The sequence below is a fragment of the Acuticoccus sp. I52.16.1 genome, from assembly GCF_022865125.1.
GTDB lineage: Bacteria > Pseudomonadota > Alphaproteobacteria > Rhizobiales > Amorphaceae > Acuticoccus.
Map to the genome: position 1 here is coordinate 668,037 of NZ_CP094828.1, position 26,986 is coordinate 695,022.

Consider the following 26,986-nt stretch of genomic DNA (forward strand, 5'->3'; position numbering starts at 1 on the left):
ACCACCGCCAGGCCGCGGCGAACGACGCCGGGCGCGAATTGCCGCGCGCCGAAGAGCCCGCCACCGGTGCGAGCGGCAAAGCGCGAGCGGCGAGGCGCGCCGGAGGCGAGGGGCGTTCGGTCGGGAGCGAATGTTCGGGAAGTGGCTGGGGGACCAGGATTCGAACCTGGACTAACGGAGTCAGAGTCCGCTGTTCTACCGTTAAACTATCCCCCAAGAACCCCGCAGAAACCGTTGGGTTTTGGGAATGCGACCCACAGTCGTCCGATAAGACGCCGCAGATCCAGCGGGATGCCGTTCCCTCTATCGGGCGGGCATGACCGCGTCAAGTGGGTGTCTCGCGCCGAACGCGACGGCATCCGCCATGACGGATCGGACGGCCATCGACGACACCCTGCCGCGGACGGCAGGCGCCGGAATTACCACGCCGGCTTGCTTCACCACTTGCGAAATGTCGCAAACTGACCCTTACCCTGGGAGTATTGTGGGCGCTCTCGTTGCCCGAACCACCGTCGCTCTTCCGGGGCGGCGGCGATATTTCCGCGCCTCCATGCACATTCGCGCCTGGAGTTTTGGGCCTTCACGATCAATTTCGATGGAAAGGACCAGGGATGTTGGAACGCGACAGCGCCCCTCTGGGCACCGTAGTCCGCCATAATCTCACGCAGCGTGTCTACAGCCGGCTGCGCACCGCCCTCCTGGAGGGGCAGTTCGAACCGGGGCACCGCTTCAAGATCCGCGCTCTCGCCGAAAGCATGGGTGTCTCCGAGACGCCGATCCGCGAGGCCCTGATGCAGCTGGTGCGCGAGCGCGGGCTCGAGATGCAGGCGGCCCGCTCCATCACCGTCGCCGGCCTGACGCTGGAACAATATCTGGAGCTGCGCGAGATCCGCATCCTCCTCGAGGGCCTCGCCGGCGAGCGCGCCACCGCACGCATCACCGATCACGAGATCGGCCAGTTGGAGCGCCACCACACGGCACTGATCGCGGCGGAACAGAGCAGCAGTTGGCGCGAGGCGATCCGCGCCAACTGGCAGTTCCACTCGAGCCTCTTTCAGGCCGCGCAGATGCCGGAGCTGCAGGCCATCCTGGAGGGCATCTGGCTGCGCAACGGCCCGCTGATGAACGCGCTCTACCCCGACGCGCGGCCGACCTATCCGGGCCGCCACCAGCACCTCAACGTGCTGGACGCACTGCGCCGCCGCGACGGGGCGGACGTGCGCAAGGCGGTGCAGGCGGACCTGATGGAGGGGGGCGCGGGCCTCGTCGCCCAACTGGGTCACCGGGCCGAGGCGGACGCGCGCCCGAAGGCGAGCGCCTAGCCCGAGCCGCCGGCGGAACGGGACGGAGACCCCACTCCGCGCCGGACACCGCTGCGTCATCAGGACGGGGAGATTGTGCGATAGTGTGTCCGCAAAGTGGTGCTTCGGGTTGTCACGGGGGGGACGGGGCGGCAGTGTGCACTGCGCGGGCCAATCCCAGTGGGGCTCGACATCTCATATGTTTAACCCGAGTGTTCGATAGAGCCGCCACATGACATTCCGACCGCCGTCCGTCGCCATGCCCGTCCGCTCGTCGTGGCGGGTGGCAGCTTCTGTCGCGACCCTGCTCGCTGCCGGCTCACCTGCGCTCGCGCAGAGCCAGCCGGGCGCGGGACCGCCCCCCGCCGTCGTCGTGACCGCCGTCAAGAACGAGGACGTCACCCGGAGTGATCGCTTCGTCGGTCGTGTCCAGGCGATCCAATCGGTCGACCTGATCGCCCGCGTCGAAGGCTTCCTTGAAACGGTCAACTTCAAGGAAGGTTCCATGGTGCAGAAGAACGAGCTGCTGATGCAGATCGAGAAAGCGCCATACCAGGCCGCGCTCGCCAACGCGCAGGCCCAGGTCGCCGCCGCCAATTCGCAATTGAGCGGCGCGCAGGCCCAATTGAAGAACGCCGACGTCGTGTTGCAACGCCAGCAGGACCTGCTGAAGCGCTCGGTCGTCAGCCAGGCGCAGGCCGACGATGCGCAGGCCCAGCGCGACGTGTCGCAAGCCAAGGTGGAGGAGGCGAAGGCCGCCATCCAGCAGGCCGAAGCGAACGTCCAGACCGCGCAGCTCAACCTCTCTTATACCGATATCGTCTCACCGATCGACGGGCGCATCGGTCTGCTCGCCATCACCGAGGGCAACCTCGTGAACACGCAGAGCGGGACGATCGCCAACGTGGTGCAGATCGACCCGATCCGCGTCGCCTTCTCGATCCCGGAGACGCTGTTCACCAAGGTCGCCGAAGAGGCGGCCAAACGTCAGGCCGCCTCCGGCGCCGCCGCCCACCCCGCCCCGGCGGACGCACCGGCACAGCCGGCCGCCGCCGACCAGAGCGCCGCCGCCACGCCCCCTGCGAGCAGCGGCTCGAGCACCGAGGCCGGCACGGACGCCGGCACGCCGGCCAGCGGTGACGCCGGCGCGCCGGCCGGTACGGACACCGCCGCAGCCCCCGGCACCGACGCGGGCACCCAAGCCGCCACCCCCGGCGATGCCACGACGAGCGACAGCACGCCGAGCGACACGGCGGCCAGCGACAGCACGGCCGGCGATACGGCGGCGACGACCACCAACAACCCGACCACCGCCCCCGCCGTCCCCCAGCCCAGCGAGCAGGACAAGGTCGCGGAAGCCGATCTCTTCACCCCCGAGCTGATGATGTCGGACGGCACGACCTACGGTCACGACGGCAAGATCAGCTTCGCCAGCAACCAGATCGACGCCAGCACCGGCTCGCTGGTGATCTATGCCGACTTCCCCAACCCCAACGGCGTCCTCCTGCCCGGCGCTTTTGTGAACGTCACGGTCAAGGAAGCGCAGGGGCAGGTGCTGCCGGTCGTCCCGGTCTCCGGTGTCCTGCAGGACGCGCAGGGCCGCTACGTGTTCGTCCTCAACGCACAGAACAAGGCGGAGGTCCGGCGGATCCAGACCGGGCCGCAGATCGAGAACGGCTTCCCCGTCACCAACGGCCTGACCGCCGGCGAGATCGTCATCGTGCAGGGCCTGCAGAAGGTGCAGCCCGGCATCGAGGTGAGCCCCACGCAAGCGACCAACCCCGCCGTCGCCGGTTCGTCGAGCACCGCGGGGGCGGCCGGCGGGTCGGGCGCCTCCGGCTCCGCGAGCCCCGCCTCCACCTCCACCTCGACGGCCGGCAGCGCCTCGTCGTCCTCCAGCGGCACGGCTAGCACCCAATGATCTCGAAGGTCTTCGTCGATCGCCCCCGGCTCGCGATCGTCATCTCACTCGTCATGACGATCGCGGGTGCGCTGGCATTGTATTCGATGCCGGTCGCCCAGTTCCCGGACATCACGCCCCCGGTCGTCCAGGTGACGGCGGCCTATCCGGGCGCCGACTCCGAGACGATCGCCGATACCGTCGGCGGCCCGATCGAGGAGCAGGTCAACGGCGTGGAAGACATGATCTACATGTCCTCCACCGCCTCCTCCTCCGGCACCTACACGCTCAGCGTCACCTTCGATATCGGCACCGACCCCGACATCGCCCAGGTGAACACGCAGAACCGCGTCTCCCAGGCGCTCGCCCTCCTGCCGCAGACGGTGCAGGCGCTCGGCGTCACGGTGCAGGCCCAGTCGACCAACATGCTGGGCGTCATCAACGTCTTCTCGCCCGACAGCTCGTTCGACCCGATCTACATCTCGAACTACACGACCATCAACGTGCGCGACCCGCTCTCGCGCGTGAACGGCGTCGGCAACGCGACGCTGCTGGGCGGCCTCGACTACTCGATGCGCATCTGGCTCGACCCGCTCAAGCTCGCGTCGGTCCAGCTCTCCACCGACGATATCGTCAAGGCGATCCAGTCGGAGAACATCCAGGCCTCGCTCGGCACCATCGGCGGCCCGCCCATCGGCGACAGCCAGCAGGTGCAGTACACGATCACCGGCCAGGGCCAGCTCCCCGATCCGACGGCGTTCGGCAACATCATCGTGCGCACCGGGGCGGACGGGGCCATCGTGCGGCTGCGCGACGTCGCCCGGATCGAGCTCGGCGCGCAGACCTACTCGGCCATCTCCAAGCTCAACAACCAGCCGGCCGCCTCGGTCGCGGTCTACCAGGCGCCGGGTGCCAACGCGCTCGCCGTGATGAAGGACGTGCGCGCCCAGCTCGAGGTGCTGTCGCAGCGCTTCCCCGACGGGTTGAAGTACGAGGTCGTCTACGATTCGACCCTCTTCGTCTCCGCCTCGATCAACGAAATCATCATGACGCTCGGCATCACGGCCGTCATCGTCATGATCGTCACCTTCGTCTTCCTCGGCAATCTGCGGGCGACGATCATTCCGGCGGCGACCATCCCGGTCTCGCTGATCGGCGTGTTCCTCATCCTCGCCGCGTTCGGCTTCTCGGCCAACACCATCAGCCTCTTCGCCGTGGTGCTCGCCATCGGCCTCGTCGTCGACGATGCGATCGTCGTGGTGGAGAACGTCTCACGCCTCATGGAGGAGGAAGGCCTCGAACGGCGCGAGGCGACGCTGGAGGCCATGCGCCAGGTGCAGGGGCCGATCATCTCGACCACGCTGGTGCTGTTCGCCCTCTTCGGCCCGGTCGCCTTCTTCCCCGGCATCACCGGCGAGCTCTTCCGCCAGTTCGCGGTGACGATCTCGGCCGCGGTCTTCCTGTCGTCGATCAACGCGTTGACGCTGTCGCCGGCGATCTGCGCCCTGGTCCTCAAGGCCAACACCAAGAAGATGCTGCCGCTGCGCCTCTTCGATGGCGGGCTCGACAAGGTGCGCTCCGGCTATGTCGGACTGGTCGGCATGATCGCGCGGCGCTCGCTGATCGCGGGGATCGCCATCGCCGCCGCCGGCGGCGCCTCCTACCTGATGCTGGAGCGCGTCCCCGCCGCCTTCATCCCCAACGAGGATCAGGGTGCGCTCTTCGTCGACGTGTCGTTGCCGTCCGGCGCCGCCCTCCCCCGCGCGCTCGAACTGATGGACCGGGTGACCGACATCACCCAGGCGCAGCCGGGCGTGGCCAACACCATCACCGTCGCCGGCTACAGCCTGCTGACGGGCGCGCCCGACTCCGGCTCCGGCCTCGCGGTCATCGTGTTGAAGCCGTGGGACGAGCGCACGACGCCCGAGCTGAGCCTCCGGGCGATCTACGCCGGCCTCTCGGAGAAGTTCGCGGCGATCCCGGAGGCGAACGTCTTCGCCTTCCCGCCGCCACCGATCCCGGGCCTCGGCACCGCCGGCGGCTTCGCCTACCAGCTCCAGGGCCTCTCCGGGCAGACACCGCAGGAGATGACCGAGACGCTGCGCTCGCTCCTCGTCGCCGCCAACGCCGACCCGCGCATCGGCCGCGCCTACTCCAGCTACTCGGCCGACGTGCCGCAGGTCTACCTGGACGTCGACCGCGCCAAGGCCGAAAGCCTCAACGTGCCGATCTCCTCGCTCTACGAGACGCTGCAGGCGCAGCTCGGCTCGCAGTTCGTGAACAACTTCACCTATCTCGGCCGCACCTTCCAGGTGAACATCCAGGCCGACGCGCCCTACCGCAAGTCGATCGGCGACCTCAACCAGATCTACGTCCGCTCGACGGACGGGAACATGGTCCCGGTCTCCACTCTGGCGACACCGCGCTTCACGCTCGGTCCGAACCTCTCCTTCCGCTACAACCAGTTCATCACCGCGGGTGTGAACGGCAGCGCGGCCGAGGGCTACTCGGACGGGCAGGCGATGGAGGCGATGGCCGAGATCTCGGCCAAGACGCTGCCGCCCGGCTACGGCTTCGAGTGGACGGGCATGTCCTACCAGTCGGAAGGTCAGGGCAACGCGCTGGGCATCCTTCTGGGCCTCTCGGTGCTCTTCGGCTACCTCTTCCTGGTCGGCCTCTACGAGAGCTGGATGAACCCGTTCGCGGTGCTGGGCTCTGTCACCATCGCGGCGCTGGGTGCCATCGCGGCGATCTCCGCCTTCGGCATCGCGCTCAACGTCTACGTCCAGATCGGCCTCGTGCTCCTGGTCGGCCTCGCGGCGAAGAATGCGATCCTGATCGTCGAGTTCGCCAAGGAGGCACGCGAGGCGAACCACACCCGCGTGGAGGCCGCCCGGCAAGCCGCCGAGATGCGCTTCCGCGCCGTGTTGATGACGGCCTTCGCCTTCATCCTCGGCGTGGTTCCGCTGGTGACGGCGACGGGTGCGGGCGCCGTCTCGCGCTTTGTGCTCGGAACGACGGTGCTGGGCGGCATGTTCGCCGCCACCTGCATCGGCATCATCTTCATCCCGGGCCTCTACGTGATGTTCCAGTGGCTCGGCGACACGGTGAGCAACAACAAGCGCACCGTGGAGCGCGGCGGTGCGACCCCGCCCGCATCGGCCGGCGCCCCGGCCGAGTAACCCGGCCCCTCGCGACACGAACCAAAGGCCCGCCCCGGACGCTCCGGGGCGGGCCTTTCGCGTTCGGGGTCAGAGGATGAAATCATCCGCGCCGAGCGTGGTGACGCCGTTGAGCTGGAGCTGCACCTCGATCGCGCGGTCGTCGTCGGTGTTGACGCTGACGATGGTGCTGCCGCCATACACCGCGAAGCCGACCGTCCCCGCCGCCGCGACCGACCCCGTCCCCACGAAGGCGAAGGCCTGGTCCCCGTCCAGCCCGGCGTCGGCATCGAGCGCGGTGAGGTCGATCCGGTCCTCTCCGGGGACGAAGTCGCGGACCATGTCGCGCCGGGCGAATCCGTAGCCCGAATCGCCCGCGCCGATGACGACCGTGTCGGCCCCCTCGCCCAGAACGAGGTGGTCGGATCCCGCGCCGCCCGTCAGCGTGTCGTCGCCGGCGCCGCCGACCAGCGTGTCGCGCCCGCCGCCGCCGAACAGCCGGTCCGCCCCGCCCTCGCCGCGGATGTCGTTGGCGCCGTCGTTGCCGATCATCGTGTTGCGCAGCTCGTTGCCGTAGCCGGCACGGGCGCCGCCGCGGAACTCCATCCGCTCCACGTTGTCCCCCAGCACGAAGGTCTGCGCGTAGGTGACGACCGTATCGTAGCCGGACGAGGCCGCCTCGACGACGACGTCGTTGCGCAGGCCGACGATGTAGACGTCGTCGCCCGCGCCGCCGATCATCGTATCGTTGCCGGCGCCGCCGTTCAGCGTGTCGCCCCCGCCCCCGCCCAGCATGTAGTCGTCGCCCGCCTCGCCGCTCAGGGGGTTGGCGAGGGCGTTGCCCACCAGTGTATTGGCCGCGTCGTTCCCCGTGCCGGACCGCGCGGCGTTGAGCAGCTCCAGCCGCTCCACATGGGCGCCGAGGGTGAAGTCGACGTAGGTGCTCACCGTGTCGAACCCGGCGCCGGCCTCCTCGCGCACGATATCGCCGGCATTGCCGACGACGTAGCGATCGTCCCCCGCACCGCCGAGCATGCGGTCGGCGCCGCCGCCCCCGTCGAGCGAATCGTTCCCCGCCCCGCCGGCGATATAATCGTCGCCGCCTTCGCCGAAGAGGCGGTTGTCGCGGCCGCTGCCGAGGATCGTGTTCCGGTCCGCTGTCCCCCGCGCCCAAGCGGCCGCGCCCTGTAACAGCACCCGCTCCACATGGTCCGGCAAAGCCAGACTCACCGTGGTCTCCACCGTGTCGATCCCGCCGCCGGCGCGCTCGACGATCCGGTCGCCGGCACTGTCGATCCGGTAGAGGTCGTCGCCCGCACCGCCGTCCAGCGTGTCATGGCCGGCCGCACCGTCCAGCGTGTCGTCGCCGCGCCCACCGCCGAGGCGATTGGCGCCGGCGGTTCCGGTCAGCCGGTCGTCCCCGTCCCCGGTCACCGCATGCTCGATGACCGACCCGGCGGCGACCTCGAACGCCACCCCGTCGATCGTCCCCGCGCGGCCGGGCTCCAGGTGGACGACGCTGTCGGAGAAGACCGCTGCGGCGTTGATCTCGTCGACCCCGCCGTCGGTGTCCGCCAGCACCCGGCGGCCGCCATCGGCGAAGTCGGAGAACTCCTCGGTGTAGACGTAGACGTCGCTCGCGGCGTCACGGCCGATGATGGTGAGCGCGGCGTTGGCGGCGCTGCCGGGATCGCCGAAGTAGTCGTCGGTGAAGACCAGCGTCCAGGTGCCGGCGCTCAGCTCGCCGCGGAAGGCGTTGCTGGTCAACGTGAGGTCCTGCGCGCCGTAGTCGGTGACGCCGGCGGCACCGAAATTGTCGCGCATCAATTCGCTCACCGTGCCGTCCGGTGAGACGAGCTGGATCTCCAGGTCGCTCATCCAGGTGTGCGCGAGGCCGAGGTCGATCTCGACCCGCTCCACCTCGATGTGGCCAGCGATGGTGAAGGTCATCGACGTGGTGGACAGGTCGTCGATCGTCACGCTCCCCTCGTTGGAGGCGACGTCGGCGATCACCAGACGGTCGTCGTAGCCGCCGGTTCGGCGCCAGCTCTCGGCCAGCCGCACCGCGGCCAGCGCATCGACGAGACCGAACCCGTAGTCCTCCGAGAAGTGCATCCCGCCGCCGTTCCAGGTGTCGGCGCCGTTGATGTCCCACTGGTAGCGTTCGGCGCCGGTGAGGCCGCCGTCGTCGAAGCTGTCGCCACCGGTGTGGCGGGCGGTGGCGGCGAGGATCGCCTGTACGTCGCGGTAGCCGAGGTCGGGGTTGGCCTCCAGCATCAGCGCCACGACGCCCGTCACCATGGGCGCCGCCGCCGACGTGCCGTTGAACTGCGACGTCACGTCGTCGCCGTAATAGGAACGGTCGTAGCCGAGCCCGCCGGTGCGGTCGGTGGTGACGACGTCGCCCGGGACCGGCCCGCCGAAGGCCGAGACCAGCAGCCCCGCCCCCTCGGTCGAGTAGTGGGTGACGCGCCCGTCCCGTTCCACCGCGGCGACGGCGATGGTCCCTTCAAACGCGGTGGTCCATGATCCGGCGGTATTGTCGAGCGCGCCGCGCCCGTTGCCGGCCGATTTCACGATGATGCCGCCCAGTCCGCCGCGCCCGGCGTCGATCACGTCGACCAGCGTGTCGTGGTAGGCGCGTTGGTTGGGGTTGAACGGCGTATCGTAGAATGGGGTGATGTAACCCCAGCTGTTGTTGATGACGTCGTAGTTGGCGAAATTCCCGAAGGCGCCGGCGAGCGAGATCGTCGGCATGCCGGCGAGGCCGTCGCCGGAGAGGTCCGAGGCGGGGATCCCCGGCATGGAGACGAGCCGCGCGTCGTGCGCGACGCCGACCGCGCCCGCCCCGTCGCGCTGGGCGGCGATAATGCCGGCGACCGCCGTGCCGTGCGCCCCGTCGCGGTCGGGATGATAGCCGTCGACACCGCGCACCTGGAGGCTGAAGTCGTAGTTGGCGAAGAGGTCCGGGTGCAGGTAGTCGACCCCGTCGTCGAGCACGGCGACACGCACCCCCATGCCGGTGACGTCGTCCCACACCGCGGTCCGCCCGTCGAAGAGGTGCAGGTCACGCTGGCCCGCGGCGTTGTTGGCGAGGTGGTACTGCGCGGTGAAATAGGGGTCGGAGGCGGGCACGACGTCGAGCATGACGCCGCCGGGGTCGTCCGCGGGCGAGATGGGTGCGGCGGTGTCCTCGCGCGCCGCGCCGTCGCGACCGGCCTGCGCCGTGGGTGAGATGGCGGGGTCGAGATCTTCTGGGCGCATGGTCATCCGCGCACTCCTGTTGCGTGCGGGCGGCCGATGCCCGGAGGGCCGTGGGCCAGCGACGCACCACCTCGAGACGACGTCGCCGTGCCGGCGATCGGTGTTCGTGGGGGCGGACCGGGGGATGGAGCGTGCGCGGCGGTGGCCGGCGAAGGCGCACGCGATCGCCTCCGGCCGCACGGGGGCGGCCGGCCCTGCGACGGGCACGGCTCCGACATTCTCTGATCCCACGGGCGGCGAGCGGCCGGGCCCGACCGATCACGACCGATCGGCGGAGACGCTCGAGGTTCACCCCGTCGGGCGGCGGGGGCGCGCGGGGCGCAACGGTGGGTTCGTATCCCCCCCGTACCACCCTCCACCGCCCTCGAAACCCGAGGACGACGCTAGGGGACCAAGATTGTGCGAAGCTGTTTTTCGCCAAACGAATGGCCCGCGGCGCCGGGCGGCTTGGCGCGCCGGTCAGCCAGAGGCCAGCCCCGGTCCGGCTGCAGGACACGCCGAAGACGGCCCCGCACCGGCCCCGCCCCCCTCCCGCGCCCTTCCCCGAACTCGCGGGGACAGGGCTCGGACTAGAGGATGAAGTCGGTGCCGGTGAGGTAGGAGTTGTTGCTGAAGAGGATCTGCAACTCGATGTCGAGGTCGTCGTCGACATTGATGTAGAGGATCGAGGTGCCGTTGAAGCTGTAGTAGTTCATCTGCGCGGCCTTGGTGATCGGCCGCGTGCCGATGAACTCGAACGCCTGATCGCCGCTGGTGGTCCGGTCGGCGTCGAGGGCGGAGAGATCGATCTTGTCTCCCTCGTTGCGGTAGAAGTCGGTGATGATGTCGCGTGTCGAGGGGGTGGCGCCGGAGTCGCCGTAGGAGACGTAGCGCAGCCGGTCCGCCCCGCTGCCCAGCGTGATCCGGTCCTGGCCGGAGTTGCCGATCAGCGTGTCGTTGCCGGGGCCGCCGATCAGCGTGTCGTTGTCGCCGCCGCCGGTGATGTAGTCGGCACCGCCCTCGCCGTAGAGGCGGTTCTGGCCGCTGTTGCCCTTGATGACGTTGGCGAGGTCGTTGCCGGTGCCGACCGGCGTGGTCGAGCCGAGTGTCAGGTTCTCGACATGATCGGGCAAGGTGTAGCTGGGGTTGTAGGAGAGGACGTGGTCGGTGCCGCCGCCCGCCGCCTCCACCACCAGATCGCCGTTGACGGCGACGACGTATTCGTCGTTGCCGGCGCCGCCGATCATCGTGTCGGCGTCGGCACCGCCGTTCAGCGTGTCGTTGCCGGCGCCGCCGTCGAGCGTGTCCGACCCGGCCATGCCTTGGAGGTTGTTGTCGTTGCCGTTGCCGACCAGCATGTTGGCGAGCGCGTTGCCCGTACCGGCCCGCGCGCCGGACCCCAGGATGGTCAGATTCTCGACATTGTCGCCGAGCGTGAAGTCCCGGTAGACGTAGACGAGGTCGATCCCCTCGTTCACCGCCTCGGTGATGATGTCGTCAACGGAGGAGACGGTGTACTCGTCGTCCCCCGGCCCGCCGATCATCGTATCGTCGCCGTCGTTGCCGTTGATGGTGTCGTTGCCGCCCCGGCCGAGGATATAGTCGTCGCCGGCCTTGCCGAAGAGCGTGTTGGCGAGGCCGTTACCCAGGAGCGTATTGTCGTCGGCACTGCCGATCCCGGTCGTCGCGCTGCCGAGCAGCTCCAGCCGCTCGATATTGTTGCCGAGCGTGAAGTCGAAATAGACGCCGACGGTGTCGCGGCCCTCGCCGGCCACCTCGCGCACCACGTCGGTCGAGCGCATGACGATGTAGTAGTCGTCGCCCTCCCCGCCTTCGAGCGTGTTGAAGCCCTCGCCGCCGTCCAGCGTATCGTCGCCGCCGGCGCCGACGATGGTGTCGTCGCCGTCCAGCCCGCGCAACACGTTCCCGGTGCCGTTGCCGACGATGTAGTTGTCGTAGGCGTTGCCGCTGCCGGTGATCGCGCTGCCCAGCAGCGTCAGGTGCTCGAAATTCACCGGCAGTGTGACGCCGTCGAGGGTGGTGGCGATGGTGTCCGTCCCGCCATTCGCGCTCTCGATCACGAGGTCCTCGATGCGGTCGATCACGTATGTGTCGTTGCCGTCGCCGCCGGTCATGGAATCGATGCCGCCGCCACCGTCCAGCGTGTCGGCGCCGGTGCCGCCGTCCAGCGTGTCGTTGCCGTCGTTACCGACCAGGCTGTCGTTGCCGGCGAGGCCGGTCAGCGTATTCGCCTGCGCATTGCCGATGATGACGTTGGCGACGTTCGTCCCCATGCCGACCAAGACGGCGCCCAGCAGCGTCAGGTTCTCGATGTCGTCGTTGAGGGTGTAGTCGCGGTAGGTCTGGACCGTGTCGTTGCCGGACGACTCGATGATCGTGTCTCCGGTCGCGGCGATGACGTAGGTGTCGTTGCCGTCGCCGCCGTTCATCGTGTCGGCGCCGCCGCCGCCGTTCAGCGTATCGTTCCCGGCGCCGCCGACCAGGGCGTCGTCGCCGTCGCCGGCGTCCAGGCTGTCGTCGCCGTTGCCGCCGGACAGCGTGGTGGCGAAGTCACCGACGCTTCGCAGCGTGTTGTCGGCATTGTCGCCGATCAGCGTCGCCCCGTTGTGCACGGTGACGTTCTCGACGTCGATCAGGATGTCGCGGCTTTCGCCTTGATACTCGATCGCGCCCGAGGAGAGGTTCACCGCCCAGTTGTTGTCGACCGGCAGGTCGATCGCCGACCATTCGAGGGTATCGATGCCGGGGCCGCCGTTCCAGGTGGCCGCCGCGGCGCCGGTGCCGTCGTTCTTGATGAGGAGGTCGTTGCCGGTGCCGCCGCCGTAGATGTCCGCCGCGCGGAAGGTGCTGCCGACCACCGTGTCGTTGCCGGAGCCACCGTCGATGGTGTCGCGGTCGGCGCCGCCGGTGATGGAATCGTTGCCGCTGCCGCCGTTGAGGACGCTGGGGCCGCCGCCGCCGATGATGGTGTCCGACCCGCCGCCGCCGTCGATCGTGTCCTCGCCGCCGCCGCCGACGAGGATGTTGGCGTAGTCGCCGACCGCGGTGATGACGTTGTTGCCGCGACTGCCGGTGACCGGCGCGTCGTGGTGGATGGTGATGTTCTCGATGTCGATCAGGATGTCGTAGCGCACGCCGTTGCGCTCGATCCGGCCGGCCTCCAGGTCGGCCGACCAGCCGGCGGCCGCGCTCGCCCCGTTCGCCCACTCCAGCGTGTCGCTGCCCGGGCCGCCGTCCCAGACGACGCCGTCGGCCCCGGCGTCGGCGTTCTTGAACAGCGTGTCGTCGCCGTCCTCGCCGAAGATGCTCTCGCCGAGGTCGCCGCCGGCGCGCAGCGTGTCGTTGCCGAGGCCGCCGCGCAGGGTGTCGAGCCCGGTGCCCCCGTCGATGTCGTCGTCGCCCAGGCCGCCGTCGAGGCTGTCCTCGGCCGCGCCGCCTTGCAGCGTGTCGTCGCCGTCCTCGCCGAAGAGCGTGTCGGTGCCGTTGTCGCCCAGGAGGAGGTCGTTGCCGGTGCCGCCGTAGAGGACGTCGGCGGAGGAACCGCCGTCGAGCGTATCCTGCCCGGCGGCGCCGAAGAGCGTGTCGTCGAAGGCGTCGCCCTGGACGAGGTCGTCTCCCGCTCCGCCATCCAGCCAGTCGCGGCCGCCGCCGCCCTGCAAGGTGTCGCGATCGTAGCTGCCGAGCATGCTGTCGTCGCCGTCGCCGCCTATCAGGAGGTCGTCGTCGAAGCCGCCGTGGATCGTGTCGTTGCCGCCCTCGCCGTAGATCGTGTCGTCTTCGTAGCTGCCGATGGCCGAGTCGTTGCCGGACCCGAGGCGGATGTCGTCCTCGCCGTAGGTGCCGTGCACACTGTCGTCGCCACCGCGCGAGCGGACCGTGTCGTCGCCATAGCCGGCGAAGATGGTGTCGTTGCCGGACCCGGTCGTGATCGAGTCGGACCGGTCCGTGCCGATGATGCTGATCGCCGCCTGCCCCTCGTACAGGAACCCCTCGAAGCCTGCGACCTTGGAGCGGACCCGGTCGACCTCGAGCCGGCCTTTGACGAAGTCGACCTCGACGACCTCGAGGCTGGCGGTCTCGAGGAGCAGCGTGTCGAACCCGTCGCCGCCGGAGAAGGTGTCGCCGGCGGCGGGGTTGGCGGCGAGGATCAGGTTGTCGCCCGCATCGCCGGTGTTGCTGGGATGGATCGTGGCCAAGTCAGTGCGCGCTCCCCGGCGCGGGGCCGCCCGGCACCACGGCGCACCCTGCGCCCCGGCCCGTGCCGACCCCCGAGCGGACGCGGCGAACACGTCGACCAACGGGTCGCCCCGATGCGCCGCCTCGTCTCATGGAGGCGCATCAGACCATATCACCCTTAGATTGAAAAGATCGAACGGCACAACTTATCGAGCCGGATCGTCGCACGGGGTATGAAGGCACGAAAAAGCGGCGGCCCGGTGGACCGCCGCTCGAAAGATCGTCCGGACCGTGGCCGCCGGTCAGCGGCCGTCGGGGGTACCCGCGCCGTACCACTTGTTGCGCACCGAGTCGGTGTGCTCCTCCGGCCGGTAGGCGGCGACGTTGATGCCCAGCGCCGTCACGTTGAGCCGGCCGACGTTGGACAGGAGCTGGAAGGCCGCCGCATCCTTGTCGCGCTGCGCGTTGACGAGGGTGATCTGCGCGCTGATGAGGTCGCGCTGCGCATCGAGTACGTCGAGCGTGGTGCGCTGGCCGACGCGCTGCTCCTCGATCACGCCTTCCAGCGCGAGCTGCGCCGAGAACACGCCCGTCTGCGCGTTGCGGATGGAGCGGACCGAGGACTGGAAGCTCGACCACGAGGTCGCCACCGATTGGCGCACGATGTTGCGGTTGACGTCGACCTGGAGCCGCGCCGCGCCCAGGCTCTCCTTCGATTGCCGCACCCGCGCCGAGACGAGGCCGCGCTGGTAGATCGGGATCGTCAGGTTGAGGCCGACGCGGGCGTCGTCGGTACGCTCGGTGCGGCCGACGGTCTGGAAGGTGGAGCTGGCCGACGCGGTGGCCCCCAGGCTCGGCAGGAACTGACCTTCCAGGGTGGCGACGTTGAAGATGTTGACGTCGACATTGTGCAGCGAGGCCATGATCGCCGGGTGGCGCTGCTGGCCGACGTTGAGCGCGTCCGGCAGCGACTTGGGCAGCAGCCGCTCGACGTTGAAGTTGTCGCGCAGGTTGTTGGCGACGAGGTTGGTCTGGCGCTGGTAGGTGGCGCGGGCGGCCTCGTAGTTGGCCTCCGAGGCGTTGAGCAGCGCCTGCGACTCGGCGCGGCGGGCCTCGGCCTGCGAGACGTCGGTGCGGGTGCCCTCACCCACCTCGAAGCGGTCGCGCGCGGCGCGGACCTGCTCGCCGAGGAACTCCACATCGTCGGTCCGCAGCTTCACGATCTGGCGGAACAGCAGCACGTCGAGGAAGGACACCGCCGTCTGGAGGAGGATGTCCTGCTCGGTGACCTCGAGCTCGGAGCGCTGCGCCAGCACCGAGGCTTCGGCCTGGCGGATCGAGTTGCGGACCTGGAAGCCCTGGAAGATCGGCTGCGTCAGCTGCAGCGAGAAGCCCAGCGTGTTGCTGGCGGTGTGGCCGGCGACGAGCGGGGCGCCGTGAACCTGGGTGGTGGAGGTCAGGTACTGGACCGAGCCTTCCACCAGCGGCCGGTTCTGTGACCGGGCGATGGCGATGTCCTCGTCGACCGAGCGGAGCTGGGCGCGGGCGACGTTGAGCTGGGGGTTGGTGGAATAAGCCGCTGCGAGTGACTCGGTCATCGTCTGCGACGACGCCGGCGTCCCGCAGACTGCGGCCAGAGTGACCGCGGCCAAGGCTGAAACTCGGATACGACTTGGCATGCTCTCGTCCTCAACGAACCTGAGCATGTTCTACGGTCAGGGCAATTCGTTGAGCCAGAGTCGAGTTCCGACCGGACGGGTCAGAACGATCAGGCTACGCGCAGGTGCGTCTTTCCTGCAACGACAAATGAACGAACAATGAAGCTCGCGTGGCCGCGTGATCACAAATGCCTGTGATTGCGCCCCTGTCGCGCCGGAGCAAACTGTGGATGGTTTCTAAAAGACGAACGAGGGTTCGCTCTTGAAGCCCGGCAGCACGGTTGCCGCGGCATTGAAGGCGAATCGCATGGAGACGCCGTGCTCGCCCTTGGTGAAGATCTGGGCCCGGCCGGAGAGCCCTTCGCCGTAGACCGCGACCAGGCGGCCGCCGACCTTCAGCTGCTCGGTCAGTGCCGTGGGCTCCACCAGGATCGCACCGTCGACGAAGATCACGTCGTAGGGGGCCTCCTTCGGCCAGCCGGCCTCCAGCGGGCCGCTGACGACGACGACGTTGGAGACGTCCTCTTCCAGGTCGGCGGAGGCCTTGTCGGCGAGGCTGTCCTCGCACTCCAGCGCGATCACCGAGCCGGCGAGCTGGCCGAGGACCGCGGCCGTGTAGCCGAGGCCCGCCCCCACCAGGAGGACGACGTCGTCCTCCTTCGGCTGGGCGAGCTGGATGAGGCGGCCGAGGATCGCCGGACGCGTCATCGTGCGCACCGGGCGGCCGATGGAATCGCGCAGGATCGGGAGTGCTTCGTCGGAGTAGGCGATGGCGCGCTGGTCGGCGGGGACGAACTGTTCGCGCGGGACCGAGAGCACCGCGTCCTGGACCCGATGGTCCGTGACGTCGAACGTACGAAGCTGGTTGTTCACCATCCGCGTACGCAGAACAGCCTCGTCACCCATCGTCGTTCTCCTCGCGGGTCCGGCCCACGTCGTAGGGCACCGGCGAGGCCACCACCGCGCCGGATCAAGTGGAGGCGACGGCCGGAATCGAACCGGCGTACACGGATTTGCAGTCCGCTGCGTAACCACTCCGCCACGTCGCCGCAGCCGGTTCGATACGCGAAAGCCTGCATGACGGCAAGCCTGAGTTGGGCGCCATCTCGTCTCGCCACAAGCCCCGCCCGATCCGCGGCGCCCCGGCGACCGATCGCCGCCCACCCACGGCCCCACGGCCCGGCGCTTCGCCGCTCGAGGGCGAGGATCGGGGGAAGGCGCTCAAAACGCTTTTGCGCCCCTGGGCGACAGGCTAACTCTCAACGTACTGCCGCATATCGGCCGCGGCGCCCGACAACGAGGGTCACCCCATGACGGACTTGGTCTCCGACGAGGCGCGCCTCACCTCCACCATCCGCGAAGACTGGCAGACCGGCTCCGTCGTCGACGTGACCTTGTCGGCGCTGGAACCGGTCAACGGCTGGCAGGTGGAGCTCGATGCGGGCGGGACCATCGTCAACATCTGGAACGCGGTGGTGCTGTCCAACGAGGGGACGCGTTACCGTGTCGGCGCGGTGGACTACAACCACCTCGTGCGCGCCGGAACCGCGGTCCAGTTCGGCATGGAGATCGACGGCGGCGGCCCCTTCGCGCTGCTGGGGGCCGAGATCGAGCTCGCCGCCGACGTCGCCGACGCGAGCGCCGAAGCCGGGGTGCCGGCCCCGCCGCCCGTCGCAGGCGGCCCGGTCCCCACCCCCGGCACCCCGCCGGCCGCCACCGCGGCCGAGACGCCCGCCCCGGCACCCGAGCCGGCACCCGAGCCGGCCCAGCCCGGACCGCCCGCCGTCGCCATCGCGGTCAGCGGCCCCACCGTCGTCGAGCCCGCGGGCGAGGCGGTCGACCTCGCGGCCTTCCCACCGGGCGCCTTCTCGGTCCGCGGGACCGCGATCGTCGACGCGGCCGGCGAGCCGGTGGAGATCAACGGCATCAACTGGTTCGGCTTCGAGACCGACATCTTCGTCGCCCACGGCCTGTGGGCCCGCAACTGGCGTGGCATGATGGACGAGGTGAAGTCGCTCGGCTTCAACACCCTGCGCATCCCCTTCTCCGGGGAGCTGGCGGCCACCGGCGGCACCGTCTCTGGCGTCGACTTCGGCTACAACCCGGACCTCGCCGGCCTCGACGGCCTCGAGATCCTCGACGCCATCGTCGACTATGCCGACACCATCGGCCTTCGCGTCATCCTCGATTATCACCGCGGCAATCCCGGCGGCGGGCCGAACGACAACGGCTTGTGGTACGGCGACGGCCGCACCGAGGCCGACGTCATCGCCGAGTGGCGCACGATGGCCGCCCGCTATGCCGACAAGCCCGCCGTCATCGGCGCCGACCTCATCAACGAGCCGCACATGGCGACCTGGGGCGACGGCTCGGCGACCGACTGGGCGGCCGCGGCCGCGCGCATCGGCAACGCGGTGCAACAGATCGCGCCGCAATGGCTGATCATCGTCGAGGGCACCTCCGTCTACGACGGGGACGGCTACTGGTGGGGCGGCAACCTGCAGGGCGTGCGCGACCATCCCGTGGCGCTGAACGACCCGGCCAAGCTCGTCTACTCGATCCACGACTATCCGCCCTCGGTCTACGACCAGCCCTGGTTCAACGACGGCCGGTCGCTGCCCGAAGTGTGGGACAAGAACTGGGGTTACATCGTCAAGGACGGCATCGGCCCCGTGCTGATCGGCGAGTGGGGCAGTTTCCTCGCCACCCACCAGGACCTCGCCTGGGCCGAGGAACTGAGCGCCTACATCGCCGACCTCGGCCTGCCGTGGTTCTGGTGGTCGCTCAACCCCAATTCGGGCGACACCGGCGGCCTGTTCGCCGACGACTGGACCACCGTGCGCCCCGAGGTGGCACGCCTGCTCGAGCCGTTTCTGGGCGAGACGCAACCGCCCGTCGCACTCGACGCGTCCGCCTCGCCGGTCACGGCGGACTTCGTGGTTTCGCTGGACCGGCCGGCGCCGAACGACATGCTGGTGAAGTACGCCACCACCGACGGCACCGCGACCGCCGGCGAGGACTACGTCGCCACCGCCGGCACGCTGACCTTCACCACGGGTGAGCGCGAGAAGACCGTCTCCGTTCCCATCCTGCCCGACATGGACACGGAGGGGGACACGTTCTTCTACCTCGTCCTGGGCGGGGGTAGCGGCAGCCGCGCGTCCGGCACCGGCGTCATCACCGAGGACGAGCGCGGCACGGCCCGCCGCCCGGCTGCGATGCCGATGCTCGACGTCGCCAACACCGTCTTCGCCGAGGGGGCCGAGGCCGCGAGCTTCCGCCTCGTCCTTTCCGCCCCCGCCGCCGAGGACGTGGCGATCGACTTCACCCTCACCGGCGCGGACGGCAGCCGCACGGCGCACTCCGCGGTGATCCCCGCCGGCGCCCGCCAGGTGGATCTCGAGGTCCCCATCGAACCCGGCGTGCAGCGTTTCACGCTGGAGCTGACCGCGGCGGACGGCGCCGCCATCCGCAACGGCGGCGCCGAGGCGCAGCTCGCCGGAGACGGCCCGCTCGGCAGCGTCACCGGCGAGGCAGCGACCGCGCAGACCCAGCTCACCATCGAACTCATCCTGGAAGAGGACTGGGGGTCCGGATCGCTCTTCAACGTCATCCTGAAGAACGTGTCCGACCACCCCGTCGAGGCCTGGACGCTGGCGATGGACCTGCCGTTCGACATCTCGGAGATCTGGAGCGCGGCGGTCGTTGCCGACGAGGGCGAGCGGGTGACCCTCGAGAACGCGCAATGGAACGGGGAGATCGGCCCGGGCGAGACGATCAACTTCGGTTTCATCGCCACAGCCGGCGGGATCGCGCTGGACCAGCTCGTCGGCGCCGCGGATTTTGCCCTGACTGTACAATAAAGGTGCATTTCATGGTGAACGCTTGAGCGTCTCGTGCATTGGTGAGCAGAGACGTGCGTCCTCGGGCGCCGTTCGGCCTTGCCGTGCGCAGACGAGCTGCCCGGCTGACACCCTGTGGACCCGATGGCAAGGGCCCTAGTCCTGGAGCGTTCCATGAACGTGACGAACACGATCATCACCATCATCATCGTCGCCCTGATCGCGGCCGGTGGTGCCTACTACCTCGGCTATTTCGACGAGACGACGATCGAGAACGCGGGCGACGCGATCGAGAATGCGGCCGACAAGGTGGGCGACGCTGCGAAGGACGCAGCCAACAGCGTGACGAACGCCACGGAAAACGCCGCCGACAAGGCTGAAGACGCCGCCGACGACGCAGAGAGTGCGGCCGACGAGGCGGTCCCCGCCGCGCAGTGAAATCTGCCCTGATTCAGGCAGCATAAGGCGCAATCATCAGCGTCGCGCGATCGTTTCGGCCATGCTAGCCTAGCGCGATGAACGGTATGAACAGCGTCTGTGTCTACTGCGGGTCGGCCACCGGTCACGACCCGCGTTTTGCCGCCGCCGCGGACGAACTCGGCACCGCCCTCGCGCGGGCCGAGATCACGCTCGTCTACGGCGGTGGATCGCTCGGCCTCATGGGCCGCATCGCCCACAAGGTGTTGCAGGAGGGCGGCCACGTCGTCGGCGTGATCCCCCGCTTCCTGCACGACCGCGAGGTGATGCTGACCGACGTGACCGAGCTGATCGTCACCGAGGATATGCACGAGCGGAAGCGCCTCATGTTCGAGCGCGCGGACGGCTTCGTCGCCCTCCCCGGTGGGATCGGCACCCTGGAAGAGGTCGTCGAAATGATGACCTGGTCCCAGCTCGGCCGGCACGAGAAGCCCATCGTGCTCGCCAACGTGGCGGACTTCTGGAGCCCGCTCAACGCCATCATCAACCACATGGTCGACGCCGGCTTCATCCGCCCCGGATGGGACGTCTCCTACGATGTGGTCGACACCATCTCCGAAGTCGTGCCCATGCTGACCGAACGCCACGAGGCGCTCGCCGAAGAACGCACGCCCAAAGAGGCGACGCTGCGCCGGATGTGATCCGCCGCGCGCACTGCACCCTGAACGGTCCGGCCGACCCGGCCGGCCCTTCTCCCCGCCGCGACCTCCCTCCCTATTCGCTGCACCACGGGTCCGCTGCCATGCGTGACGAAAACGGCTGGACCGCCTCCGCCGATGCCTGGATCGCCGACATGGACGGCGACACCGGCGACTGGAGCCGCCGCATCGTCCTCGATGAGCCGATGACCGCTCGCGCGCTCGCAGCCACGCCCAGGACGATGCTCGACGTCGGCTGTGGCGAGGGCCGCTTCTGCCGCCGCCTCGCCGGCCACGGCGTCGCGACCGTCGGCCTCGACCCGATGCCGGCGATGGTGGAGGCGGCCCGCGCACGCCACCCCGGCGGGCTCTACCTCGCCGGGCATGGCGAGCGTCTCCCCTTCGCGGACGACGCCTTCGACCTCGTCGTCGCCTACCTCACCCTGATCGACATCGACGACCACGTCGGCGCGGTCGCCGAGATGGCGCGCGTCCTGGTGCCGGGCGGACGGATCCTGGCCGCGAACCTCTCGGCCCATTTCACCGCCAGCGACGGCGGTTGGACCGTGGGCGCCGACGGCACCCCCGTCTTCGCCATCGACCGGTACTTCGAGGCGCGCTCCGCGTGGTTCTCCTGGCGCGGGATCCATGTGAAGAACTGGCACCGGCCGATGAGCGCCACCATGGACGCCTTCCTCGGCGCCGGCCTCACCCTCACCCACTTCGCCGAGCCGCAGCCCCGCGGCGACGACGCCACCGCGACGCGCTACCGGCGCGTCCCGTGGTTCGTCGTCATGGAGTGGCGCAAGCCTCGATGAGCCGGCTCAGGACGCGCCGAAGGTCCAGGTGGTGACCAGCTTGCCCTCGGCGTCCTTGCCGTCCATCAGCACGATTCCGGCGGCGACCAGCTCGTCGCGGATCCGGTCGGCGCGGGCGAAGTCCTTCGCGGCGCGGGCGGCGACCCGCTCGGCGATCAGTGCCTCGACGTCGATCGTCAAGCCGGCCGCGCGATCCGCCTCGACGGCCTCCTGCGCGGCGCGCACGCGGGCGAGGTCGATGCCCAGCAGCGCCACGCTCGCGGCGAGCCCCGGCGCCTTGGCGCGGGCCATCTCGGCGAGCCGCGTCACGGCGAGCGGGGTGTTGAGGTCGTCGCCGAGAGCGGCGAGCACGGCGGCGTCCGGCGGCCCGTCGGCGCTTTCGGCCGCGGCCCAGGCGCGCGTCATCGTGCGCGCCTCGTCGAGGCGGCGCTCGGTCCAGTCGATCGGCTGGCGGTACTGCGTCATCAGCATCGCGAGGCGCAGCGTGTCGCCGTCCGCCATGGCGAGCGCGTCGCGGATGGTGATGAAATTGCCCTCGGACTTGGCCATCTTGCGCCCCTCCACCTGGAGGAAGCCGTTGTGCATCCACACCCGCGCCATCTCCGGATGGCCGAACGCGGCGCACGTCTGCGCCCGCTCGTTCTCGTGGTGCGGGAAGGCGAGATCGATACCGCCGCCGTGGATGTCGAACTCTTCGCCGAGGTAGCGGTGCGCCATCGCCGAGCACTCGATGTGCCAGCCCGGCCGCCCCTCGCCCTCGATCCCGGCGGGGCTCGGCCACCCCGGTTCGCCCGGCGCGGACGGTTTCCACAACACGAAGTCCATCGCATCGCGTTTGTAGGGCGCGACCTCGACCCGCGCGCCCGCCAGCATCTCGTCCAGCGAGCGCTTCGACAGCGCGCCGTAGCCATCGAACGAGCCCACCGCGAAGAGGACGTGCCCGTCCGCCACATAGGCGTGGCCACGCTCGACCAGCCGCTCGATCAAGCTGCGCATCTCGGCGATGTTGTCGGTCGCGCGCGGCTCCACCGTCGGCGGCAGGCAGCCGATGGCGGCGATGTCGGCATGGAAGTCGGCGAGGGTCGCCTCGGTCAGGTCGCGGATGGAGATGCCGCGCTCGGCCGCGCGGGCGTTGATCTTGTCGTCCACGTCCGTGACGTTGCGCACGTAAGTCACGTTCGCCGCGCCGTATGTGGCCCGCAGCAGACGGAACAGCACGTCGAAGACGATGATCGGCCGCGCGTTGCCGATATGGGCAAAGTCATAGACCGTCGGCCCGCAGACATACATCCGCACATCCCCGGGGTCACGGGGGACGAAGGGGGCCTTGGCGCGGCTGCGCGTGTCGTAGAGGGCGATGTCGATCATGACGACGCGGTATCCCGGCGGGCCCACATCCGCAACAATCTCTTTACGGGAAATACACCCCATCCCCTAAGCGAGCGTTGGTATTGACGCCAACGCATTGCCCCTCCGCCCCATCCCGCGTATGACGAGGTGAACGACGCGTTACACGCTCGGATTGAATTCAGCGGGTACGCATCTGAAGATTGGGGTTGCCAGCTATGGGTAAGACAGTCGGCGCGATGGCCGCGCTCACGATCCTGATGATGTTGATCGTCGGACCCGTCTACGTGGCGGTCAGCAATTCGCACTCGTTCGCGGACGGGGGTCGTTGCACCATCGGCCAAATCGGCTGCGATACGCAGGACCTGGCCGGCTACCGCGGCTGAAGGATGCCGGTCGGGGCCGTTCGAGGCCCCGACGACGACACGATCTTACCGGCGTGCGATGACCCACACCGCGTGGATGATGCCCGGGATGTAGCCCAGCAGCGTCAGCAGGATGTTCAGCCAGAACTGAAGTCCAATACCGACCTGCAGAAAGACACCCAGCGGCGGCAGCAAAATTGCCAGCAGTACGCGAACGACGTCCATGATTGGTCTCCTGTAGCTTCCTGCGAACAGAACGACCCAAACGCCGAAAAGATCCGTAAGCGCGTGACTTTTTGCGTGACTGATAGGACCCGCTGCACCCCTCGCGCGCGCCGCACGGCGTAACTTTCGCCCCCGCGCCCGCCCTCGCGCCGCACCGCGTCTCCGTCAGGGCGTGCCCTGACCCGGCGGCGGACGGGGCGGCTGCCGGACGGTGCCTCAGCGCACCGGGCGGATCATCCGCACGTCGAGATCGCGGATCTTCTTGCGCAGCGTGTTGCGGTTGACGCCCAGCAGCTCGGCCGCCTTGATCTGGTTGCCGCGCGTCGCCGCCAGCGCCGCGGAGACCAGCGGATATTCCACGTCACGCATGATGCGGTGGTAGAGGCCCGGCGGCGGTAACGAGGCGCCGAACTCGGCGAAATAGTCGTTGAGGTGGCGCTCGACGGATTCCTGCAGCGTCTCGGCCTGCGCCGGACCGCCCGCCCCCGCCGGGGTCGCCGGCGTCGACTGGTCGTCCAGCTCGTGCTCGATGTGGGCGCGGTTGATCACGTCCTCGGGGTAGAGCGCGGCGAGGCGGCGCACGAGGTTCTCCAGCTCGCGCACGTTGCCCGACCAGCGGTGCGCCTGGAGCGCGGCGATCGCGTCATTGTCGAGGCGCTTGGCCGGCAGCCCTTCAGATTCGCACTGATGGAAGAAGTGGCGCGCGAGGTCGGCGATATCCTCCTTGCGCTCGCGCAGCGGCGGCAGGCGCAGCGGCACCACGTTGAGGCGGAAATAAAGGTCCTCGCGGAAGAGGCCCTGACCGATCCACTGCCGCAGGTCGCGGTTGGTCGCGGCGACGATGCGCACGTTGGTGCGGATCGGCGCGCGGCCGCCCACGGTGGTATATTCGCCCTCCTGCAAGACGCGCAGGAGCCGCGTCTGCGCCTCCATCGGCATGTCGCCGATCTCGTCCAGGAAGAGCGTCCCGCCCTCGGCCTGCTCGAACCGGCCGGCGTGGCGCGAGGTGGCGCCGGTGAAGGCGCCCTTCTCGTAGCCGAACAGCTCCGCCTCGATCAGCTCCTTGGGGATCGCGGCCATGTTGATCGCCACGAACGGCCCCTTGCGGCGCTTGCCGTAGTCGTGCAGCGCGCGGGCGACCAGCTCCTTGCCGGTGCCCGACTCGCCATGGATCAGCACCGTGAGGTCCGTCTGCATCAGCCGCGCCAGCACGCGGTAGATGTCCTGCATGGCGGCCGAGCGGCCCACCAGCGGCATCGGCTCGCCGTCCGCGCTCGGATGGATGCGCTCCGGCGCCTTGCCCCGCGGCTCGCTGAGCGCGCGGCCGACGACGTTGATCAGCTCCTTCAGATCGAAGGGCTTGGGCAGGTATTCGTAGGCGCCCCGCTCGGAGGCGCGGATCGCGGTCATGAACGTGTTCTGCGCCGAGATCACCACCACCGGCAGGTCCGGCCGGCGCTTCTTCACCCGCGGCAACAGCTCGAAGGCGTTCTCGTCGGGCATGATGACGTCGGTGATGACGAGATCGCCCTCGCCCTGGTCGATCCAGTTCCACAAGGTCGCGGCGTTGGATGTGCAGCGGACGTCGAAGCCGGCGCGGGACAGCGCCTGATTGAGAACCGTGCGGATCGCGCCATCGTCGTCTGCGACCAGGATCGTGCCACTCATTGGCTCACTCTCTCACTTCCTTCGTAGGCGGGCATCAGGACGCGGACCGTGGTGCCGGCATTCGAATCGATCTCGATGACGCCGCCGTGATCGCCGACGATCTTCGCCACCAGGGCGAGGCCGAGGCCCGTCCCGTTGGTCTTCGTCGTCACGAACGGTTCGAATAGATGCGGAACGAGGTCCTCCGGGACGCCCGGCCCGTTGTCTTTCACGCAGAATTCCAGCGGCAGTGACACCTTGTGCGGCGAGCCGGGAGCGGCGACGCGCATGCCCGGCTTGAACGCCGTCGTCAGCGTGATGACGCCGCCCTCCTGGTCCGCCAGCGCCTCCGAGGCATTCTTGACGAGGTTGAGGAACACCTGGATCAGCTGATCATGGTTGGCGTGGACCGGGGGCAGCGAGGGGTCGTACGCCTTGCGGATCTCGAGGTGCCGCGCGAAGCCGGACGTCGCCAGCCGCTCGACGTGGTCGAGCACGGTGTGAATGTTGACGGGGGCACGCTGCACCGGCCGCGCGTCGCCGAAGACCTCCATCCGGTCGACCAGCTTCACCACCCGGTCGGTCTCGGACATGATCAGGCGGGCGAGCGCGCGGTCGTCCTCGCCCAGCGTCGGCTCGATGAGCTGCGCCGCGCCGCGGATGCCCGACAGCGGGTTGCGGATCTCGTGCGCCAGCATCGCCGCGAGGCCCGTCACCGAGCGCGCCGCGGCACGGGAGGTCAGCGTGCGGTCGATCTTGTCGGCCATCGACGGGCGGTCGAGGGTGAGCACCACCATCTGCGGATCTTCCGGCAGCGGCATGGCGTGGATATCGAGGACCTGCCCCTGGCCGAGGCGCGGCGAGGAGAGGTCGACACGATACTCCACCAGCCCCGCGCCCGCCTGCCGCACCTTCGCCGGCAGCGACAGCAGCGGGCTGCCGAACGGCACGAAGCGGTCCAGCGGCTTCTTCTGCAGGTGCGCCAGCGAGGCGCCGAAGAAGGCCTCCGCGGCGTCGTTGGCGGAGATGATCTCGTCGTCCGGCCCCAACACGACGATGGCGTGCGGCAGCGCGTTGAGGATGGCCGCCGGCGTGACGCGGCGTGCGGCGGCGGTCATGCCGCGACCTGGAGCGTCGGCGCGTCGGCGGCGGCGAACAGGTGGTCGAGCGCTTTGAGGGCCATGGCCGGATCCTCCGCGGTGAGCGCGGCTTTGCGTGAGGCGGGCGGGGCAGCGACGTGCTCGGCGTAGGCCGCGGTGTGCTTGCGCATCAGCCGGAGACCGAGGACCGGGCCGGCGTGGGCGAGGAGCAGCTCGGCGTGCTCGCGCGCCAGGGCGCCGATCGCGGCCGGTGTGCGCGGAACCGCGGGCCGGGGCCGGCCGGCGAGGTCGGCGGCGACGACGCCGGGGAGCCACGGCGCGCCCAGCGCCGCGCGGCCGATCATCACCGCGTCCGCCCCGCTCAGGGCCAGCGCGGCGCGGGCGGTCTCGGTGTCGCGAATGTCGCCGTTGGCGACCAGCGGGACGGAAACGGCCGCGCGCGTGGCGGCGATCGCGCGCCAGTCGGCCGCGCCGGTATAGCGCTGACAGCGGGTGCGGCCGTGGACGGTGATCGCCTCGGCCCCGGCGTCGACCGCGCGGCGGGCGAGCTCGGGCGCGGTCAGCGTCGCACGGTCGTAGCCGAGCCGCATCTTGACCGTCACGGGGACACGCACCGCCCGCACCGTCGCCGCGACGAGGCTCGCCGCGTGCACCGGGTCGCGCATCAGCGCCGAGCCGGCCCACCCGCCGACGACACGCTTGGCCGGGCAGCCCATGTTGATGTCGATGATGTGGGCGCCGGCGCCTTCGGCGATCTTCGCCGCCTCGGCGAGGTCCTCCGGCCGGCAGCCGGCGAGTTGGACGCAGTGGATCGCCAGCCCGTCGCCCTCCAGCTTGAGGCGCGCCTCGGCCTCGCGTGCCACGAGACGGTCACTCGCCACCATCTCGCTGATGACGAGGCCGGCGCCGAAGCGGGCGGCGAGCTGGCGGAACGGCCAGTCGCTGACGCCCGACATCGGCGCCAGAATCGCGCGACCCGAAAGGGGGACGTTGCCGACGGCACATTCATTCATGTTCGGTTGGGCACCTCTGAGGCCTCACGGTGCTCATCTTTTGACCATGACACC

The 26,986-nt window shown here is 69.4% G+C and carries 17 protein-coding genes and 2 tRNA genes; 8 read left to right on the forward strand and 11 right to left on the reverse strand.

What is annotated here, in order from left to right; all coding sequences use genetic code 11:
• Window positions 1-142: 142 nt before the first annotated feature.
• A tRNA-Gln gene (locus MRB58_RS03035) sits at window positions 143-216 on the reverse strand.
• Window positions 217-611: 395 nt separating this feature from the next.
• Here MRB58_RS03035 and MRB58_RS03040 point away from each other — a divergent pair.
• The 3 genes from MRB58_RS03040 (at window position 612) to MRB58_RS03050 (ending at window position 6,383) form a co-directional block, all read left to right on the forward strand.
• Window positions 612-1,322, forward strand: coding sequence for a GntR family transcriptional regulator (locus MRB58_RS03040; protein WP_244780238.1), 711 nt, complete (start codon window positions 612-614; stop codon window positions 1,320-1,322).
• A 211-nt stretch (window positions 1,323-1,533) separates the two neighbouring features.
• On the forward strand, window positions 1,534-3,222 hold the full coding sequence (locus MRB58_RS03045) for an efflux RND transporter periplasmic adaptor subunit (RefSeq protein ID WP_244780239.1): 1,689 nt from the start codon (window positions 1,534-1,536) through the stop codon (window positions 3,220-3,222).
• The gene (locus MRB58_RS03050) at window positions 3,219-6,383 is read left to right on the forward strand and encodes an efflux RND transporter permease subunit (RefSeq protein WP_244780240.1); all 3,165 of its coding nucleotides are present in this window, start codon (window positions 3,219-3,221) and stop codon (window positions 6,381-6,383) included. The genes MRB58_RS03045 and MRB58_RS03050 overlap by 4 nt, the downstream gene beginning before the upstream one ends.
• 69 nt (window positions 6,384-6,452) lie before the next feature.
• Here the strand turns inward: MRB58_RS03050 and MRB58_RS03055 are convergent, their stop codons facing one another.
• From MRB58_RS03055 to MRB58_RS03075, 5 genes are all read right to left on the reverse strand, one after another.
• On the reverse strand, window positions 6,453-9,632 hold the full coding sequence (locus MRB58_RS03055; protein ID WP_244780241.1) for a S8 family serine peptidase: 3,180 nt from the start codon (window positions 9,630-9,632) through the stop codon (window positions 6,453-6,455).
• A 563-nt stretch (window positions 9,633-10,195) separates the two neighbouring features.
• Window positions 10,196-13,822 carry a calcium-binding protein gene (locus tag MRB58_RS03060; protein WP_244780242.1) on the reverse strand — a complete coding sequence of 1,209 codons (3,627 nt, stop codon included), beginning with the start codon at window positions 13,820-13,822 and terminating at the stop codon, window positions 10,196-10,198.
• A gap of 282 nt (window positions 13,823-14,104) precedes the next feature.
• Window positions 14,105-15,400: a TolC family outer membrane protein gene (locus MRB58_RS03065; protein WP_244780243.1), complete on the reverse strand. Its 1,296-nt coding sequence runs from the start codon at window positions 15,398-15,400 to the stop codon at window positions 14,105-14,107.
• A 297-nt stretch (window positions 15,401-15,697) separates the two neighbouring features.
• Window positions 15,698-16,366 (reverse strand): protein-L-isoaspartate O-methyltransferase, encoded by a 669-nt coding sequence (locus tag MRB58_RS03070; RefSeq protein WP_244780245.1) that lies wholly within the window; start codon window positions 16,364-16,366, stop codon window positions 15,698-15,700.
• A gap of 69 nt (window positions 16,367-16,435) precedes the next feature.
• Window positions 16,436-16,509, reverse strand: a tRNA-Cys gene (locus MRB58_RS03075).
• Between the two features lie 261 nt (window positions 16,510-16,770).
• Here MRB58_RS03075 and MRB58_RS03080 point away from each other — a divergent pair.
• The 4 genes from MRB58_RS03080 (at window position 16,771) to MRB58_RS03095 (ending at window position 21,235) form a co-directional block, all read left to right on the forward strand.
• Window positions 16,771-19,323 (forward strand): cellulase family glycosylhydrolase, encoded by a 2,553-nt coding sequence (locus MRB58_RS03080; RefSeq protein WP_244780246.1) that lies wholly within the window; start codon window positions 16,771-16,773, stop codon window positions 19,321-19,323.
• Window positions 19,324-19,476: 153 nt separating this feature from the next.
• Entirely contained in the window at window positions 19,477-19,740 is a 264-nt protein-coding gene (locus MRB58_RS03085) for a hypothetical protein (protein WP_244780247.1), read from the forward strand.
• Between the two features lie 77 nt (window positions 19,741-19,817).
• Window positions 19,818-20,420, forward strand: coding sequence for a TIGR00730 family Rossman fold protein (locus MRB58_RS03090; protein WP_244780248.1), 603 nt, complete (start codon window positions 19,818-19,820; stop codon window positions 20,418-20,420).
• A gap of 101 nt (window positions 20,421-20,521) precedes the next feature.
• Entirely contained in the window at window positions 20,522-21,235 is a 714-nt protein-coding gene (locus MRB58_RS03095; RefSeq protein ID WP_244780249.1) for a class I SAM-dependent methyltransferase, read from the forward strand.
• A gap of 6 nt (window positions 21,236-21,241) precedes the next feature.
• On the opposite strand, the gene cysS is transcribed toward MRB58_RS03095, so the two are convergent.
• Complete coding sequence (gene cysS, locus MRB58_RS03100; protein ID WP_244781879.1) at window positions 21,242-22,600, reverse strand: cysteine--tRNA ligase; 1,359 nt, start codon at window positions 22,598-22,600, stop codon at window positions 21,242-21,244.
• Between the two features lie 200 nt (window positions 22,601-22,800).
• Between cysS and MRB58_RS03105 the strand changes: the two genes are divergently transcribed.
• Entirely contained in the window at window positions 22,801-22,968 is a 168-nt protein-coding gene (locus MRB58_RS03105) for a hypothetical protein (protein ID WP_244780250.1), read from the forward strand.
• A 45-nt stretch (window positions 22,969-23,013) separates the two neighbouring features.
• Here the strand turns inward: MRB58_RS03105 and MRB58_RS03110 are convergent, their stop codons facing one another.
• From MRB58_RS03110 to dusB, 4 genes are all read right to left on the reverse strand, one after another.
• Complete coding sequence (locus MRB58_RS03110) at window positions 23,014-23,172, reverse strand: YqaE/Pmp3 family membrane protein (RefSeq protein WP_244780251.1); 159 nt, start codon at window positions 23,170-23,172, stop codon at window positions 23,014-23,016.
• A gap of 216 nt (window positions 23,173-23,388) precedes the next feature.
• Window positions 23,389-24,840 carry a nitrogen regulation protein NR(I) gene (ntrC, locus tag MRB58_RS03115; protein WP_244780252.1) on the reverse strand — a complete coding sequence of 484 codons (1,452 nt, stop codon included), beginning with the start codon at window positions 24,838-24,840 and terminating at the stop codon, window positions 23,389-23,391.
• On the reverse strand, window positions 24,837-25,937 hold the full coding sequence (locus MRB58_RS03120; RefSeq protein ID WP_244780253.1) for a nitrogen regulation protein NR(II): 1,101 nt from the start codon (window positions 25,935-25,937) through the stop codon (window positions 24,837-24,839). The genes ntrC and MRB58_RS03120 overlap by 4 nt, the downstream gene beginning before the upstream one ends.
• The gene (dusB, locus tag MRB58_RS03125; protein ID WP_244780254.1) at window positions 25,934-26,932 is read right to left on the reverse strand and encodes a tRNA dihydrouridine synthase DusB; all 999 of its coding nucleotides are present in this window, start codon (window positions 26,930-26,932) and stop codon (window positions 25,934-25,936) included. Before dusB ends, MRB58_RS03120 begins: the two co-directional genes overlap by 4 nt.
• Between the last annotated feature and the right edge of the window lie 54 nt (window positions 26,933-26,986).